Origin of the sequence: Nocardiopsis sp. L17-MgMaSL7 (assembly GCF_003182025.1) — a bacterium.
In the GTDB taxonomy this organism is placed as follows: Bacteria; Actinomycetota; Actinomycetes; order Streptosporangiales; family Streptosporangiaceae; genus Nocardiopsis; species Nocardiopsis prasina.
Genome location: NZ_QGTF01000011.1, coordinates 170,979 through 186,409, shown reverse-complemented (window position 1 = coordinate 186,409; position 15,431 = coordinate 170,979). Strand labels below are relative to the sequence as shown.

Here is a 15,431-nt window from a genome sequence, read left to right as displayed (position 1 = left end):
CTCACCGGCCCACCGGCTCCTGACCAGGTGAGTGACTGGTTGGGTGGACCACCGAGTGGCGACCGCGCGGCCAGCTCACGCTCTGAACAGACCGTCGCGGGAAACCCGGACGACACCCCCGCGTGAGACCGGTGGCCGGGCCCCCTGCGGCCGAACGCGGCGTAGGGCCGGAGAGCGTGCTCCCCGGCCCTTCGTGGTCCGTTGCGGTTCGTGGTCCGTGCGGCCTCAGGCGAACACGTCCTCCGGCACGCCCTCGTACCCGACCGGATCGGCGAACCCCGCCCGCCACCGCTCCCAGGAGTCGGCGACCTGCGCGTCCGCCTCGTGGGCGTGCTCGGCCACCGCCCGCGCCAGCGCGCCGGGCCCGTGCAGCAGGGTCTCCCGCACACCCACCGACCGCTCCGGTCGGGCACCGAGCAGGAGGGTGGAGCTCTGGACCCGGTTTCCGCCCATGACCCCCGGGGCCGCGGACAGCAGCGGGTCACGCAGGTCCAGGTCCTCCACCAGGAGAGGACGCCCGTCCACGTCGGCCCGGGTGACCGAACGCAGCGGCCCCCCGGAGGCCTCGTAGCTGCGGCCCAGCACCAGGGTCTCGTGCACCAGCGCCCGACCGGAGCCGGACAGCCGCACCCGCGTGTTCCGGGTGATGTCCGCCCCCGAACTCACCACGAACGGGGCGCCGCGCCACACCAGGCACGCGCCGTCGGCCACGTTCAGGTCGGCCCGCCAGCTCGCCGCCCCTCCCCGGGCGTCGTAGGCGACCATCCCGGACGGCTCCACCAGCTCCAGCCACACGCCGGGGCCGACGGTGATCTCCATCCGCAGGTCGTCCCCGGCGAGCAGCAACGCGTAGGTCCCCAGCAGGGCCACCCGCGCGGTGTCACCCCGAACGCCCAGGGGTTGGGCCCGCAGGTACGTTCCGCCGGACAGGTCGGTCAGACGCACCCGCCCGCCGACCCGCTCGACGGTCACGCGGGCCGCGACGGTCTCACTCATCCGTGCTCGTGGCTGTGCCCGTCACCCTCGTGGGTGTGGGAGGTGCCGTCGGCGTGGGTGTGCGGGGCCATCGGGCCCGGGTCGCGCGGCACGTGGCTACCGGCGCGGTAGTCGGCCAGCACCTGGTGCACCCAGCCGGCGAGGGCCTTGATGGAGACGTCGTCGTGCTGGCTCAGGGCCAGCACCGGGAGACCGCCACGGGAGCTGGAGGCGTCGGCCACCATCTGCTCCGCGTCCACGCCCACGTGCGGGGCGAGGTCGGTCTTGTTCACCACGAGCAGGTCGGCGCGCTCGATGCCGGGTCCGCCCTTGCGGGCCACGTCGCCGCCACCGGCCACGTCCAGGACGAAGATCTGCGCGTCGGCCAGGGCGGGGCTGAACGTGGCGGTGAGGTTGTCTCCGCCGCTCTCCACCACGACCAGGTCCAGCGGGGCGAACTCCGCTTCCAGGTCCTCCACCGCCAGCAGGTTGGGGGTGACGTCGTCACGGATGGCCGTGTGCGGGCAGGCGCCGGTCTCCACCGCGTGGATGCGCTCGATCGGCAGGACCCCGGCCGCGCGCAGCAGGCGGGCGTCCTCGTCGGTGTAGATGTCGTTGGTGACCACGGCCATGCTCAGCTCGTCGGCGAGCTCACGGCACAGGGTCGCGATCAGCGTGCTCTTGCCGGTTCCGACCGGACCGGCCACGCCCAGGCGCATGGCGCGCCGGGTGCCGGTGGTGGAGCCTGCGGCCTCGTTCACTTGGGTCTGTTCAGGCAACGAAGATCCTCCTGGTCTTGAGTTGGTGTTCGAGGGACCACCCCTCGATCTGGGGTGCGGTACGGGCCGGGAGGTCGTCGGGCCCCCGGACCGCGAGCGCCTCCGCGACGGACGCGGAGATCACCCCCTCGGCTCCGAGCACCCACCCGGCCGCTTCAACCGGGTCAACGGGTGCGAGCTTGAGCGCGGCGGAGGCCACGGTCTGGGCGTCGTCGTACAGACTCACCCGCGCGACCTCGGCCTCATCCGACCCCATGACGGCGGCCACCACCCCGAGGGCGATCGGCCGCTGCGGGGCCCGGCCCAGCGTGCGCAGCGCCTTCACCGCCGGGTGCTCCGGCCACAGGCGGTCGGCGAGGCGGACCAGCCCCCGGCCGAGCAGCCCCGAGATGTCCCGGAGCGGCGCGCTCGGCGAGCGGGCCAGCAGCGCCTCGTGCACGTCGGCGAGGGCTCCGGCGTCCACGCCGACCCCCTCGGGACCGTCCGTGGCGGGGCCGGGTGCGGCGGCGCCCCCGACCGCCCGGTGGGCCAGGACCGACGCCGCCGCCTCCACCAGCCCGACCGTGCGGGTGCGGGCCGCGATGTAGTCCGCGACGCGGTCCGAGGGCATGCCGTCGAGGAGGGCGGGTTCGAGCCCGGCCGAGTAGGTGTGTCCGCCCACCGGCAGCCGGGCGTCGGCCAGCAGCAGTGTGCCCAGTCCTGTGCTCACACGGCGGCCTAGAACATCGAGTACCGCTGCGCGAGCGGCACCACGTCCACGGGCTGCGGCTTCACGAACTCACCGTTGATGCTGATCGCGAACGTCTCCGGGTCCACGTCGATCTTCGGCAGCGCGGTGTTGTTCGGCATGTCCGCCTTGGTGACGTCCCGGGTGGGACGCACCCCCATCAGCCTGCGCTGGAGCCCCAGCCGCCCGGCCAGCCCGTCGTCGATCGCCATCGGCGACACGAAGCTCACCGCGAGGTCGGCCGCCGACGTGGGCTGCGCGGCCAGGGTCGGGCGCAGCAGCACCGGCTGCGGCAGGGGGACGGCGCCGTTGGGGTCGCCCAGCGGAGCGGCGACGATCGCACCGGACTTGATCACCGCGGAGGGCCGGATACCGAAGAACGCGGGGTCCCACAGCACCAGGTCGGCCATCTTCCCGGGCTCGACGGAACCGACCACGTGGTCGATGCCGTGGGCCACCGCGGGGCAGATGGTGTACTTCGCGACGTACCGGCGGGCGCGGGCGTTGTCGGCGGGCAGCTCCGAGGGGAGCGGACCGTACTTGTTCTTCATCACGTGCGCCACCTGCCACGTGCGGCAGATCAGCTCGCCGATCCGGCCCATCGCCTGCGCGTCCGTGGAGGTGATCGCGATCGCCCCCATGTCCAGCAGGACGTCCTCGGCCGCCATCGTGGAGGCACGGATGCGCGACTCGGCGAAGGCCAGGTCCTCCGGGACACGCGGATTCAGGTGGTGCACCACCAGGAGCATGTCCAGGTGCTCGTCCACGGTGTTCACCGTGAACGGCAGGGTCGGGTTGGTGGAGGCGGGCAGCACGTTCGACTCACCGGCGGTGATGATGATGTCCGGCGCGTGACCGCCGCCCGCGCCCTCGGAGTGGAACACGTGGATGCCGCGACCGGCGATCGCCTCCAGCGTGTGCTGGACGTAACCGGTCTCGTTGAGGGAGTCCGCGTGCAGCGCCACCTGGAGGCCGAACTCGTCGGCGCCGCGCAGGGCGGCGTCGATCGCGGCCGGGGTCGCGCCCCAGTCCTCGTGGACCTTGTAGCCGCCCGCCCCGGCCAGGGCGTCCTCGCGCAGAGCCTCGATGGAGACCGTGCTGCCCTTGCTGAACAGCAGGACGTTGAGCGGGAACTTGTCCAGGGCGCGGTGCATCATCCGCAGCGCGTGCGCGCCGGGCGTGACCGTGGTGGCCTTGGAGCCCTCGGTGGGGCCGGTGCCGCCGCCGATCACCGTGGTCGTACCGGTGGTGAGCGCCTCGTGCATCTCGATCTCGCTGAGGAAGTGCACGTGGGTGTCGATCGCCCCCGCGGTGAGGATCTTGCCCTCACCGGCGATGACGTCGGTGCCCGGACCAATGAGCAGGTCCGGGTGCACACCGTCCATGACGTCCGGGTTCCCGGCCTTGCCGATGGCCACGATGTCGCCGTCGCGGATGCCGACGTCGCCCCGGACGATCCCCCAGTGGTCCATGACGACCACGTTGGTGATGACCAGGTCGAGGGCGCCCTCGGAGCGCAGGGTCATGCCCTGGCCCATGGACTCGCGGATGGTCTTGCCGCCGCCGAAGACGACCTCGTCGCCGCCCGCGGTGCGGTCCTCCTCGATCTCGATCCACAGATCGGTGTCGCCGAGGCGGATCTGGTCCCCGACCGTGGGTCCGTACAGCTGCGCGTACTCACGGCGGTCGATGCGGCTCACGGCTGCTGCTCCTCAGTGTCCTCTGTCGCGTCCTGGTCGCCTGGCGGGGCCTCGGTGGGCACCACCTCGGCCGGGTCGCCGTCGTGCGCGTCGACCTCGCCGACACGCATCGCGGTGCCCGAGGCCCGCTCCGGTTCGGGGACGTCGACGCCGGGGGTGCCGAACGGGACCACCGGTCGGGGAACGCGCTCGCCGGTCTTGGGTTCCTTGCTCAGATCGCGGATCTGGAGGCCGGGGACGTACCGTCGGCCGCCGAAGGCGACCAGTTCGACGGTGCGGCTCACGCCGGGTTCCAGGCGGACCGAGGTGCCCGCGGGGACGTCCAGCCGGAAGCCCCGGCATGCCTCGCGGTCGAAGCGCAGCGCGGGGTTGGCGTCCGGAAAGTGCAGGTGGGAGCCGATCTGGATGGGTCGGTCACCGGCGTTGACGACGACGAGGGACAGCCGTTCGCGGTCGTCGTTCAGGTCGAGGGGAGCGGATCGGGTGCGAATCTCACCGGGGATCACTGGATCGGCTCCGTGATCGTGACGAGCTTGCGTCCGTCGGGGAAGGTGGCCTCGACCTGGACGTTGGGGATCATCTCGGAGACCCCGTCCATGACCTCGTCACGGGAGAGCACGGTGCGCCCCTCGTTCATCAGGTCGGCCACCCTGGCACCCTCACGGGCCCGCTCGATCACCCAGCAGGACAGCAGCGCTACCGATTCCGGTTGGTTGAGCTTGACACCCCGGTCCCGCCGGTCTCGGGCGATCATGCCCGCGACGGCCAGGAGAAGCTTCTCGGTATCGGAGGGAAGTAGATGCATGAACCACCTCTCAACGATTCGTTATGGGTTTGGTAGCAACACCAACCCATCTAGGTTTTAGCACGTGAGAGGCGTGTGGCAAGTCCATCCAGGCGTCGGAGCGGGCTCAGCGAGCCCACTCGGCGGCCCCGGAAGCACTGTCGGACAAGGGGAAACACCCCCGAACCATGTGCGACAAACACTGGTACATTTTTTGGTGAGACGCCCCCCTCCGCCCCGCTCTCACGGAGTGTTCGAGCCGCCTCCCGACGAGACACGTCCCGCGTGTTTTTTCGGAGGCGCCGACGGGGTCGTTCGTCATCCCCTCATCCGGTCGCCGCGATCGACCCCGTCACCACGTGCGCCGTCCTGGTCGACTTCCTGACGGCAGACAGCACCGGGTCGGGGTGGCCGGGACCCGTCCGTCACCGGCGCCGGGTCATCCGCCGGACCATCAGGTAGTACAACACCGCCACCCCCACCATGACCCCGCCACCCAGCAGGTTCTGCCAGTCCGGATCACCCGTGAACGGGCCCGCTGACAGCAGGATCACGAGACCGCCGACGAACAACAGCGCGGCGGCGATCATCGGCTTCAGCAGTCCCTGGGGGTCGCGTTCGGTCACCGGGACTCCTGCTTCATGGGGATATCGGGGGCGTGGGTCCCGGTAAGACAACCCGGGCCGACGGGCTCACGCAAGCCCGCGCGGAGCTTCCGACGTACCGACGGGGCCGCTGCCCTTGGGCCCTTCGGCCGCTCAAGCCGGAGACCAGCTCGTCGACTCCTCCGACACGGGCTCGGGCCGTCGCCCCGGGGCCGGACTCGGAGGGAGTCGGGCGCGGCGGTTCCTCGCCCCGGGGCCGGGATCAGTGTGCGGGCGGGGCCGCGGCGGGCGGCCTCAGGCCCGCGACGAGGGTGTCCACGAAGACGTCGCGGTCCTCCGGCGTCCCCAGGCGGATGGCGTGTTCGATCCCGCAGGCCAGGCGCTCGACCTGGGCCGTCGTCAGGTCCCCGCGGATCGCGCCGCTCTCCTTCGCCCTGTCGAGCAGATCGGTGAGCTCGCCGAAGATCGAGGCCTTGAGCGCCGCCACCTCCTCGCTCACGTCGTCGTTGGCGAGCAGGACCGCCTGGAGGCCTCCCGCCTCCAGGTGCAGGTCGACCACGGCGCGCAGGGCCACGTCGAACCCGCGCCCCGGGTCCGGGTCGGCGCAGGCCCGCGCGGTGAGCTCCCGCAGGCGGCCCAGGGTCTCCACGGTGAGTTCCTCGACGAGCGCATGGGACGTGGGGAAGTGGCGGTAGACGGTCCCGACCCCCACACCCGCCTCACGGGCGATCTCGTTGAGGCGGAGGTCCTTGGGATCGCTCCGCCGCGCGACCTCCAGGATGCGCTCGCGGCTACGGGCGGCGTCAGCGCGCAGTGCGTTCATGGGGACATCCTAGCCGAATCGGATAGCTCATCCGATTTACTGTTACAGTAAGCGGATAAGTCATCCGATTGATGGGAGAGGCGCCATGGACTGGGACCCCGAAGTACTGCCCGAACAGCGCGGACGCACGCTGGTGGTGACCGGGGCGACCGCGGGCATCGGCTACTTCGCGGCCGAACGGCTCGCCGGAACAGGCGCGCACGTCGTGCTCGCGGGGCGTTCGGCCGAACGTCTGGGCACCGCCGAGGCCGCGATCCGCACGCAGGTGCCGGACGCGAGTCTGAGCTCGCTGCTCCTGGACCTCGCGTCGCCGGAGTCGACGGCCGCGGCCGTCTCGGAGCTCGCGGAGTACGAACGCCTCGACGGGCTGCTGCTGAACGGGGGCTCCATGTCGCTGCGCGCCGCCGACCGGACCCCGGACGGCCTGTCGATGCTCCTGGCGACCCACGTTCGAGCGAACGTGGGGCTGGTGGCGGGGACGCTCCCGCTCATGGCACGAACCGCGCGTGAGCACGGCGCGACCGCGAGGATCGTGCACACCTCGACGTCGTTCGTGGACCTGCTGCGCAAGGGGGTCCGGGACGTGCGGCACGGTTCCCGCGTCGGCGTCCTCGCCTACACCCGGAGCAAGGCGGTCACGGAGATGTTCGCCTACGAACTCGACCGTCGGCTGAGGGCGGCGGGTACGCCGGTGGCCTCACTGGTCTCGCGCCCGGGGGTCGGTGTGGACGCCCGGACACCGCGCCGCCCCGGGATCCGGGACGAGACGATCCCCATCCAGCGCAACCCCTACACGTTGTGGGCCCAGGGCAAGGACGCCGCGGCCTGGTCCGCCCTGCGCGCCCTCAGCGACCCCCGGGCCCAGGGAGGCGACCTCTACTCCCCGAGCGGCGGGGTCAAGGGGTGGCCGGTCCGCCTGACCCCGAACCCGCTGACCCAGTCACCTCCCCCGGACGCGCTGGAGTCGGTGTGGGACCAGCTGGAGGCCCTGGCCGGGGTCCGGCTGCCGAGCACCGGTGACCGCGCCCCGGTCTGAGCCGCGACCGGGTGCGCCGTAGTCATCGGGACGGTTACTCGTCGTCGTCCTCGTGGTGGTCGAGGTTGGCGGTGCCGCGGCGCCAGTAGCCGTCGACCTCGCAGGTCTCGTTGCGGACGAACCCGCGCTCCTTGAGGAGCCTGCGGATGGGCTTGAGGGTGCCCGCCTCACCCGCCGCGTAGACGAAGCCGTCGCCCTCGGGCAGCTCCAGGGCCTCGAAGGCCCTCAACAGCAGGTCCGTGCTGCCGGGCTCGGCGTCGCCCCGGTGCAGCCAGGTGATCTCGGCGTCCTTGGGGGTCCGGACCAGCTGCTCCTCGTCGGCGTCGGCGACCTCGAAGAAGGCGCGGACCGTGGCGTCCTCGGGCAGTTCCTCCACGTAGCGGGCGGCCGCGGGCAGAGCGGTCTCGTCGACGAGGAGGACGTGGTAGTCGAACTCACCGGTGATGTGGGCGGTGCCGCGCGGGCCCAGGACGCCGAGCCGGTCGCCCTTCGCCGCGTTGGTGGCCCAGCGCCCGGCGGGGCCGTGGTCGTGGGCGACGAAGTCGATGGTCAGGCGCCGGGCGTCGTGGTCGAGGTGGCGCACGGTGTAGTCGCGGAACACCACTCCCTCCGCCCGGAAGTTCAGGCAGCGGTCGCCCTCGACGACCGGGAGCACGTGGTCGCCGTCCTCGTTGGGGAACCAGAGCTTGACGTGGTCGGCGAAGCCGTCGCTCTGGAGCCCCTCGAAGTCGGGACCCTCCAGGTGCACGCGGATCATCCGGGGGGTCACCCGCTCGATCTCCGCCACCTCGAGCACGCGGCTCTTGAGGGGGTACATCTCGATGCGGCGTTCGTGGGTCACTGCTTCTCCTGCTGCGGTTCGGGGTTGCTGTTCGGACTGGTTGCGGGGGCGGGGGCGATCTCGGGTTCTCGGAGGACCTGTGCGGTGCGCAGCCCGGCGAAGGCCACCGCGAGCGCCCCGACACTGACGACGGTGAGCGCTCCCCCGGCCATCATGGCGCCCGCCGCTCCGATGACGGGGGCCAGCCCTCCGAGGGTCAGCGCGCCCGCCGAACTCCCCACGGTGGACTGCGCCGTCCACACCGAGTTCACGCGGCCGCGCAGGCGGTCCGGGGTGTGGGACTGGAGCAGCGCGTACCGCAGGATCTCCTCCACGACCTGCCCGAAGCCGAGGAAGACCAGGAACGCGAAGGCGACCGGCGCCCAGGTGCTCGCCCCGAGCCCCAGGACGGCCAGCCCGCAGAGGGCGACGGCGACGAGCAGGAGCGCGCCGGTGCGTCGGGCGCGTCCGGCCCAGCCGCTGGTCAGCGATCCGATGAGCGCGCCGATCGCGGGCGCGGTGTACAGGAGGCCGACCAGGGTGGGGCCGCCGCCGAGGACCTTGTCGGTGAACTCGTTGATGAGCACCTGGGGCGCGGCGAAGAGCATCTGGGCCAGGCCCAACAACAGCAGGGGCCCGACGACGCGGTGCCGCACCGCGAACCCCGCACCCTCCCGCAGGGCGGTCAGTACCGGCTGGGCACGGCTTTCCTCCGGGGGTTCCAGGCGGGGCAGGCGCCAGACGAGCACGGTGGTGAAGAGCGAGAGCAGCGCGGTGACGACGTAGTTCCCGCCCATCCCCAGCGCCGCGATGATCACTCCGCCGAGCGCGGGCGCCAGGACGGAGCCGAGTTCCCCGTTGAGGGCGAGCAGGGCCCCGGCGGCGGGGAGCCGGTCGCGCGGCACGAACCCGGGGGCGGCCGCCTGGAGGGCGACGGCGCTGAAGGAGCCGAGGAAGCCGTTGAAGGCGGCGACCGCGTAGATCACCCAGAGCCAGGGTTCGGCGGGCACGAGGGTGTTGACGGCCAGGGCGCCGAAGCCGATGACGGCCGAGGCGCGGCCGATCACGATGAGGCGCCGCCGGTCACTGCGGTCGGCGAGCATGCCGCCGACGAGGGTGCCCGCGAGGACGCTCACCGCCGAGGTGGTGTGGACGGTGGCGACGAGCAGCGAGGACCCGGTGAGCTCGTAGACCTGCATGGGCAGGGCCACCGCCGCGAACCCCAGCCCAAAGATGGAGACGAGCCGGGCGACGAAGACGATCCTGAACTCACGGCTCAGGCGCAGTGGGCTGATGTCGACCATCAGCTGGGAGAGCTTCACGGAGTCCTTCACGGGTGGGGCGGGCGGTGGTCCGCTCGCGCGGTCTGCCGGTGTTCGGTCGCGGTGGGCCCCGTCCGGGTGAGGGGCCCACCGGTTCCGTCAGGCGAGCGCTTCGCGCAGGCTGCGGGGGCGCAGGTCGGTCCAGTGCGCGTTGACGTAGCCGAGCGCCTCGTCCCGGGAGACGGGGCCGTGGACGGGGGTCCATCCCTCGGGGACCCGGGCGAACCCGGGCCACAGCGAGTACTGCTCCTCGTCGTTGACGAGGACGAGGAAGGTGCCTTCGGTGTCGTCGAAGGGGTTGGTCATGGTCGCTCCTTCGTTGGGGTCGCGTGTGACACGGGCCTGCGGCAGGCACGGGCCTGCGGCTAGAGGGTCTCCAGGACCTGTTCGATCTGGTCGAGGACGTCGTTGCCCTGGGCCCAGGTGCGCGCGGCGCTGTACCGCAGCGGGTGGACCTGGTCGTTCTCCACGGCAGTGAGGGGTTGCCAGAGGTCCTGCTGGAGCAGGTCGGCGGTGAAGGGGTCGGGCTCGTGGGCGACGTCGGTCTCGTAGAAGACGACGTCGGCGTCCTGGAGTTTGTCGATGTTCTCGTAGGACTGCCAGGCGGCGAAGTCGGTCCCGGCCTCCTCGGTGACGGACGCCGCCTCGGCGCCGAGTTCGTCGAGGATGAAGGCGCCCCAGGCGTTGGTGTTGATGACGGCGAACTCGTTGTCGACCCCGAAGACCACCGCGAAGGTGTGGTCTTCGAGCTGGTCGGCGTGGGTCTGGCTGATCTCGGTGACGCGTTCCTCGTAGCGCTCACGCTCCTCCTGGGCGCGTTCGCCGTCGCCGACGACCTCCGCGAGCCGGAGGCTCATGTCGCGGAGTTCGTGTCCGGCGCCCTCGAAGTCGAACAGGACGGTGGGCGCGATCTCGGAGAGGGTCGCGAAGTGTTCCTCGTAGTCCCCGTGGCTCTGCTCGCGGACGCCGCCGATGATGAGGTCGGGTTCGGCGGAGGCGATGGCCTCGATGTTGAGTTCGAGGCTGGAGGCCTGGACGACCGTGGCCTCCTCCAGGACGGCGAGTTCCTCGGAGGTGTGGAGTCCGGGGTTGGGCTCGATCACGCCGACGGGGTCGATCCCGGCTTCGACGAGGATCTCGTTTCCGAACTCCAGGGCGACGATCCGCTCGGGGTTCTCGGGGACCTCGACAGTGCCGTAGTCGGTCTCGACCTGGACGGTCGCCCCGTCAGCGTCGGTGCCGTCGGCCGTGTCCGAGGTGTCGCCGCAGGCGGTGAGGGCCAGTGCCAGGGCGAGACCGCAGGCGATGGGGGCACCTCCCCTGAGGTGGGTCGTCAGCTGTTTCACGGTCTTCGCTTTCGTGGGAGTGGGGTGGGGCGGTGGGGTTCGCGGGGTGGGGCCCGAGAGGTTCGGGACAGGGCGGGGTTCGGGACAGGGGTGCGAAGCTTCGCGCCGTGCGAACCCTCGCGTGCCCGTCGGCGGGAGGACCCGAACCAAGAGTAAGGCTAGCCTTGCCTTACTAGAATGGGGAACCCGGGGGCCGCTTTTTCTCGGGTGAGGCTCCCCTCCCGTTCTCGGGTGAGACTCCCCCGTTCTCGGACTCCCCCGTTCTCGCGCTCCCCTCCCGCCTCGCCGGACCGCCCGCGTCACGATCGCCCGCCCCTCAGCGCCCGGTCGAGGACCGGGCCGATGACGGAGAGCGCGGCCGGTCCGGTGAGGTCGTCGTGGTGGTGGTCGACGGCGGTGTCGTGCACCTCCCCGCGCACGTGCTCCTTCCACAGCTCGGCGGTGATGCCGGAGTCGGGCTCGCGCTGGGCGGTGGCGGAGAAGAAGTGCAGGTCACCGTCGTAGACGCGGTAGCCGGTGCGGTACATGACCTCGTTGGTGTACATGCGGGCCCGGACCACGCGCTCGATGGTGTCGGAGTCGAAGTCGGCCCAGACGCCGTCGCTGTCGCGCATGAACTCCACGACCTCCTCCCGCCGGTAGGGCGCTCTCAGCCAGGAGGGGAGGTCGCGCTGTGAGCTGGAGAGCAGGAACTCCAACGCCTCCTGCTCGGCCTCGGCCTCGGGCATGGCCCCGCCCGCCCGAAGGACGGGTTCGGAGTCGGTGGGGTAGGTGTCCAGCAGCCCGAGGAAGGCGACCTTCTCCCCCTCGGCCTGGAGGAGGGTGGCGAGGCCGTGCGCGATCTGTCCGCCGAAGGACCAGCCGACCAGGTGGTAGGGACCGTTGGGCTGGACGGTACGGACGAGGCGGGCGTAGCGCTCCACGAGTTCGTCCATGGTGGGCGGCAGGTCGTCCTCCCGTAGACCCGGGAACTGGATGCCGACGATGGGCCGCTCCTTGTCCAGGTGCGGGGCCAGCCCCGCGTAGGACCAGCTGAACCCGCTCGCCGGGTGGAAGCAGAACAGCGGACTCCTGCGTCCGCCCTCCCGCAGGCGCAGCACCGGGGCGAGGAGGTCCTCACGGCGCGGGGACTCCAGGTACTCCCGCAGGCGGGCGACGGTGGGCGCGGCGATGAGGTCGCCCGCGCGCAGCCGCTGCCCCGTGCGCTTGCGGACGCGGCCGACCAGTCGCATGGCCAGGAGCGAGTGCCCGCCCAGGTCGAAGAAGTCGTCGTCGATGGTGAGGGCGGCGGGCCCGGACGCGCCCGTCCCGCCGTCCAGGCCGAGGACGGCGGCGAAGTCGGCGCACAGGTCGCGGTCGACGTCGTCGCGCGGCGGGCGGCCGGTGCCGCCCGTGAGCGCGGGGGCGGGCAGGGCGCCCGGGTCGAGCTTGCCGTTGATGGTGAGCGGGAGCCGGTCCAGGGTGACCAGGGCCGAGGGCACCATGGCGTCGGGCAGGGTGCCCTGTAGATCCCGGCGGAGCGCGTCGGTGTCGACCTCGGCGCCCGAGGCGGGAACGAGGTAGGCGGCCAGCCTCTTGAGGCCCGGGGTGTCCTCGCGGACGACCACCGCCGCCTGCGCGACGGCCGGGTGCTCCTCCAGGGCCGCCACCACCTCCCCGGGTTCGATGCGCACACCGCGGATCTTGACCTGGTCGTCGGCCCGGCCGAGGTAGTCGATGAGCCCCTCGGCGTCCCAGCGGACCAGGTCGCCGGTCCGGTACATGCGTGATCCGGGCGGGCCGTACGGGTCGGCGACGAACCGCTCGGCCGTGAGGTCGGGGCGGTTGGCGTAGCCCCGGGCCAGGCCGACCCCGGTCACGTACAGCTCGCCGGGGACTCCGGGGGCGACGGGGCGCAGGGCGGAGTCGAGGACGTGGACGTCGGTGTTGGCGATGGGCCGCCCCACCGTGGGGGTGCGGCTGTCGTCGGTGCCGCCGCCGAGCGTGTTGATCGTGTATTCGGTGGGCCCGTACAGGTTGTAGCCGAGCACGTTGTCGGCTTCACGGAGGGTGTCCCAGACGGTGGCGCTGACCGCCTCGCCGCCCAGCAGGACCAGCGGCGGACGGTGGGCGCCGCCGCGCCTGGCCGCGTCCGTCGGTGCGTCCGTGGGAGAGCCCCCCGAGCCCCCTTCAGTGTCCGCGGGCCGGCCGAGGAGGCCGTCCTCGATCAGCTGTCCGCAGTAGGACGGGGTCACGTTGACGACGTCGATGTCCTGGTCCGCGCAGTAGGCCACCAGGGCGGCGGAGTCACGGCGCAGCTCCTCGTCCATGAGGTGCACCTCGTGGCCGTCGATCAGCCACAGGAGCTCCTCCCAGGACATGTCGAAGGAGAACGACACGGTGTGGGCGACCCGCATGACCCGTCCGCCCTGGGCCTCGACCACCGGGTCGAAGATCTCCGTGCGGTGGTTGACCAGCATGTTCACCAGGCCGTGGTACGGGATCTCCACGCCCTTGGGGCGCCCGGTGGAGCCCGAGGTGAAGATGACGTAGGCGAGGTGGTCGGGCCGGTGGGCGGCGGGGGTCCGGGGTCGGGAGAGGTCGACCCGGGCGAGGTCCGCCCGGACACCCGGATCGTCCAGGAGCACGCGGCGGCCGCCGGAGTCGTCCCCGCCGCGCTCCTCGGAGTCCCGCTCCCCGGATTCCCGCTCCTCGGGCAGGTTCTTCGAGGCGTCGGCGGTGGTGACGGTGACCAGGGGGCCGGAGTCGGCGAGCATATGGCCGAGCCGGGCCGCCGGGTGCTCCAGGTCCAACGGCACGTAGGCGGCGCCGAGCTTGAGCACCGCGAACAGGGTCACCACCCAGTCGGCGGAGCGGTGCAGCGCGATGGCGACCCTGGCCTCCGGGCCCACGCCGAACTCCGCGAGCAGGCGGGCCAGGCGTTCGGCGCGTTCGTCGAGTTCGGCGAAGGTGAGGCTCTCGTCCCGGGTGACCAGGGCGGTGCGCTCGGGGGCGCGGCGCGCGGACTCCTCGAAGATCCCGGCGAGGGTGGTGTCGGGAAGCTCGCGGCGGACCCCCTCCCCCAGTTCGAGGGCGGTGCTGGCGGTCTGCGCGGAGAGCGCGTTGAGGTCGGCGACCGGGGCCCCGGGCTGCGCGGCGATCTGTTCGAGCAGCCGCACGACCCGGTCGTACAGGTCCTGCGCGGTCTCGGCCGTGACGACGTCGGTCCGGTAGGCGAGGCTGAGCCGCAGTTCGTCGCCGGGCTGGGCGACGAAGGTCAGCGGGTAGTGGGTGGCGTCGTTGCCCGTGACCGACTCCAGGCCGGTCCGTTCGCGCACGCTCTGGTAGCGCTCGTCGTCGCGCGGGATGTTGCGCTGCACGTAGAGCGAGTCGAAGAGCCGCTGTCCGCCGACCGCCCCCTGGATGTCGGCGAGGCTCACGTGGTGGTGCGGGAGCAGGTCGGCCTGCTCTCCCTGGAGGCGGACGAGCAGGTCGCGGACGGTCTCGGCGGGGCGGACCCGCACACGGACCGGCACGGTGTTGAAGAAGACGCCGACGATCGAGTCGACCCCCTCGATCTCGGGCGGGCGCCCGGCGACGGTGCTGCCGAAGACGATGTCGTCACCACCGGTGTGGGAACGCAGGGCCAGGCCCCAGGCCGCGAGGAAGAGCGTGTTGGGGGTGACCCCGGTGTCGCGTGCCAGCGCGGTGAGGCGGCCGACCAGGCCGGGGGCGACGACCCCGTCGACGGTGCGGGGCATGATCGTGGTGTCCCCGGCGTCGGCGGCCGAGACGAGCGTGCCCTCCTCGACACCCTCCAGGGCGGAGCGCCAGGCGTCGACGGAGCGCTGGTGGTCCTGGCGCGCCAGCCACACCAGGTAGTCGCGGTAGGGACGGGGCGCGGGCAGCCCCGCGTCGTCCCCGCCGCGCAGGTACAGGTCCATCAGCTCGGCGTTGTAGAGCTCGCCGGACCAACCGTCCATGACGATGTGGTGGAAGGTGAGGACGAGGACATCGCGGTCGTCGGGCAGATGGACCAGGACGTGCCGGATGAGCGGCGGCCGGGAGAGGTCGAAGCGTCGCTCGCGCTGGCCGACGCGGATGTGCTCGAACCGGCGGCGGGCCTCCACCGCGGGCAGGTCGGACAGGTCGGTCTCGTGCCAGGCGACGGGGACCTCACGCGGGATGAACTGGACGGGGCGTTCGACGCCCTCGTGCATGAACCCGGCGCGCAGGGCCGGGTGGCGCCGCAGGAGGGTGCCCGCGGCGTCGCGCAGGGCGGTGGCGTCGACCCGGCGGGTGAACTCGAAGACGTTCTGGACGGTGTAGACGTCCAGGTGCTGCTCGTCCTTGACGGAGTGGAACAGCAGACCCTCCTGGAGGGTCGCGAGGGGGAGCACGTCCTGGATGTCGCCCGGGCCCGTGGCGCTGGCGTTCATGGGTGTCCTCTTCTGGTTGGTGCTGGTGTGGCAGGTGTGGGGTGGCGCTGGGGCGGGTGCGCCCGGACCTTCACCGGACGCGCCGGAGGCGGTCCG

The 15,431-nt window shown here is 72.1% G+C and carries 13 protein-coding genes and 1 pseudogene; 1 reads left to right on the top strand and 13 read right to left on the bottom strand.

Features of this window, described 5'->3' with window-relative positions:
- Positions 1-225: 225 nt before the first annotated feature.
- The 8 genes and pseudogenes from BDW27_RS19970 to BDW27_RS19935 all read right to left on the bottom strand — a co-directional run bounded on the left by BDW27_RS19970 (position 226) and on the right by BDW27_RS19935 (position 6,393).
- A complete protein-coding gene (locus BDW27_RS19970; RefSeq protein ID WP_110050954.1) occupies positions 226-996 on the bottom strand; it encodes an urease accessory protein UreD in 771 nt (256 codons plus the stop codon).
- The gene (ureG, locus tag BDW27_RS19965) at positions 993-1,694 is read right to left on the bottom strand and encodes an urease accessory protein UreG (RefSeq protein WP_110051014.1); all 702 of its coding nucleotides are present in this window, start codon (positions 1,692-1,694) and stop codon (positions 993-995) included. The genes BDW27_RS19970 and ureG overlap by 4 nt, the downstream gene beginning before the upstream one ends.
- A 52-nt stretch (positions 1,695-1,746) precedes the next feature.
- Entirely contained in the window at positions 1,747-2,463 is a 717-nt protein-coding gene (locus tag BDW27_RS19960) for an urease accessory protein UreF (protein ID WP_110050952.1), read from the bottom strand.
- 8 nt (positions 2,464-2,471) lie between these two features.
- Positions 2,472-4,181 (bottom strand): urease subunit alpha, encoded by a 1,710-nt coding sequence (locus BDW27_RS19955; RefSeq protein WP_110050950.1) that lies wholly within the window; start codon positions 4,179-4,181, stop codon positions 2,472-2,474.
- A 230-nt stretch (positions 4,182-4,411) separates the two neighbouring features.
- Positions 4,412-4,687, bottom strand: a pseudogene (locus BDW27_RS28170) (urease subunit beta); the annotation flags it as partial.
- Positions 4,684-4,986 carry an urease subunit gamma gene (locus BDW27_RS19945; protein ID WP_110050946.1) on the bottom strand — a complete coding sequence of 101 codons (303 nt, stop codon included), beginning with the start codon at positions 4,984-4,986 and terminating at the stop codon, positions 4,684-4,686. The gene BDW27_RS19945 and the pseudogene BDW27_RS28170, both read right to left, overlap by 4 nt.
- 404 nt (positions 4,987-5,390) lie before the next feature.
- Positions 5,391-5,591, bottom strand: coding sequence for a hypothetical protein (locus BDW27_RS19940; RefSeq protein WP_110050944.1), 201 nt, complete (start codon positions 5,589-5,591; stop codon positions 5,391-5,393).
- A 241-nt stretch (positions 5,592-5,832) separates the two neighbouring features.
- Complete coding sequence (locus BDW27_RS19935) at positions 5,833-6,393, bottom strand: TetR/AcrR family transcriptional regulator (protein ID WP_110050942.1); 561 nt, start codon at positions 6,391-6,393, stop codon at positions 5,833-5,835.
- Positions 6,394-6,478: 85 nt separating this feature from the next.
- Here BDW27_RS19935 and BDW27_RS19930 point away from each other — a divergent pair, with 85 nt between their 5' ends.
- Positions 6,479-7,429, top strand: coding sequence for an SDR family NAD(P)-dependent oxidoreductase (locus BDW27_RS19930; protein WP_110050940.1), 951 nt, complete (start codon positions 6,479-6,481; stop codon positions 7,427-7,429).
- A gap of 34 nt (positions 7,430-7,463) precedes the next feature.
- Here the strand turns inward: BDW27_RS19930 and BDW27_RS19925 are convergent, their stop codons facing one another.
- The 5 genes from BDW27_RS19925 to BDW27_RS19905 all read right to left on the bottom strand — a co-directional run bounded on the left by BDW27_RS19925 (position 7,464) and on the right by BDW27_RS19905 (position 15,335).
- Entirely contained in the window at positions 7,464-8,270 is an 807-nt protein-coding gene (locus BDW27_RS19925) for a siderophore-interacting protein (RefSeq protein ID WP_110050938.1), read from the bottom strand.
- Entirely contained in the window at positions 8,267-9,553 is a 1,287-nt protein-coding gene (gene entS, locus BDW27_RS19920) for an enterobactin transporter EntS (protein ID WP_110051012.1), read from the bottom strand. Before entS ends, BDW27_RS19925 begins: the two co-directional genes overlap by 4 nt.
- 117 nt (positions 9,554-9,670) lie before the next feature.
- A complete protein-coding gene (locus BDW27_RS19915) occupies positions 9,671-9,877 on the bottom strand; it encodes an MbtH family protein (protein ID WP_110050936.1) in 207 nt (68 codons plus the stop codon).
- A gap of 59 nt (positions 9,878-9,936) precedes the next feature.
- The gene (locus tag BDW27_RS19910) at positions 9,937-10,917 is read right to left on the bottom strand and encodes an ABC transporter substrate-binding protein (RefSeq protein ID WP_233515839.1); all 981 of its coding nucleotides are present in this window, start codon (positions 10,915-10,917) and stop codon (positions 9,937-9,939) included.
- Positions 10,918-11,216: 299 nt separating this feature from the next.
- Positions 11,217-15,335 (bottom strand): amino acid adenylation domain-containing protein, encoded by a 4,119-nt coding sequence (locus tag BDW27_RS19905; protein WP_110050934.1) that lies wholly within the window; start codon positions 15,333-15,335, stop codon positions 11,217-11,219.
- Positions 15,336-15,431 lie beyond the last annotated feature (96 nt).

Coding starts and splice junctions, on each gene's coding strand:
- BDW27_RS19970 (WP_110050954.1), bottom strand. CDS start 996: ATGAGTGAGACCGTCGCGGCCCGCGTGACCGTCGAGCGGGTCGGCGGG.
- ureG (WP_110051014.1), bottom strand. CDS start 1,694: ATGCGCCTGGGCGTGGCCGGTCCGGTCGGAACCGGCAAGAGCACGCTG.
- BDW27_RS19945 (WP_110050946.1), bottom strand. CDS start 4,986: ATGCATCTACTTCCCTCCGATACCGAGAAGCTTCTCCTGGCCGTCGCG.
- BDW27_RS19935 (WP_110050942.1), bottom strand. CDS start 6,393: ATGAACGCACTGCGCGCTGACGCCGCCCGTAGCCGCGAGCGCATCCTG.
- BDW27_RS19930 (WP_110050940.1), top strand. CDS start 6,479: ATGGACTGGGACCCCGAAGTACTGCCCGAACAGCGCGGACGCACGCTG.
- entS (WP_110051012.1), bottom strand. CDS start 9,553: ATGGTCGACATCAGCCCACTGCGCCTGAGCCGTGAGTTCAGGATCGTC.
- BDW27_RS19915 (WP_110050936.1), bottom strand. CDS start 9,877: ATGACCAACCCCTTCGACGACACCGAAGGCACCTTCCTCGTCCTCGTC.
- BDW27_RS19905 (WP_110050934.1), bottom strand. CDS start 15,335: ATGAACGCCAGCGCCACGGGCCCGGGCGACATCCAGGACGTGCTCCCC.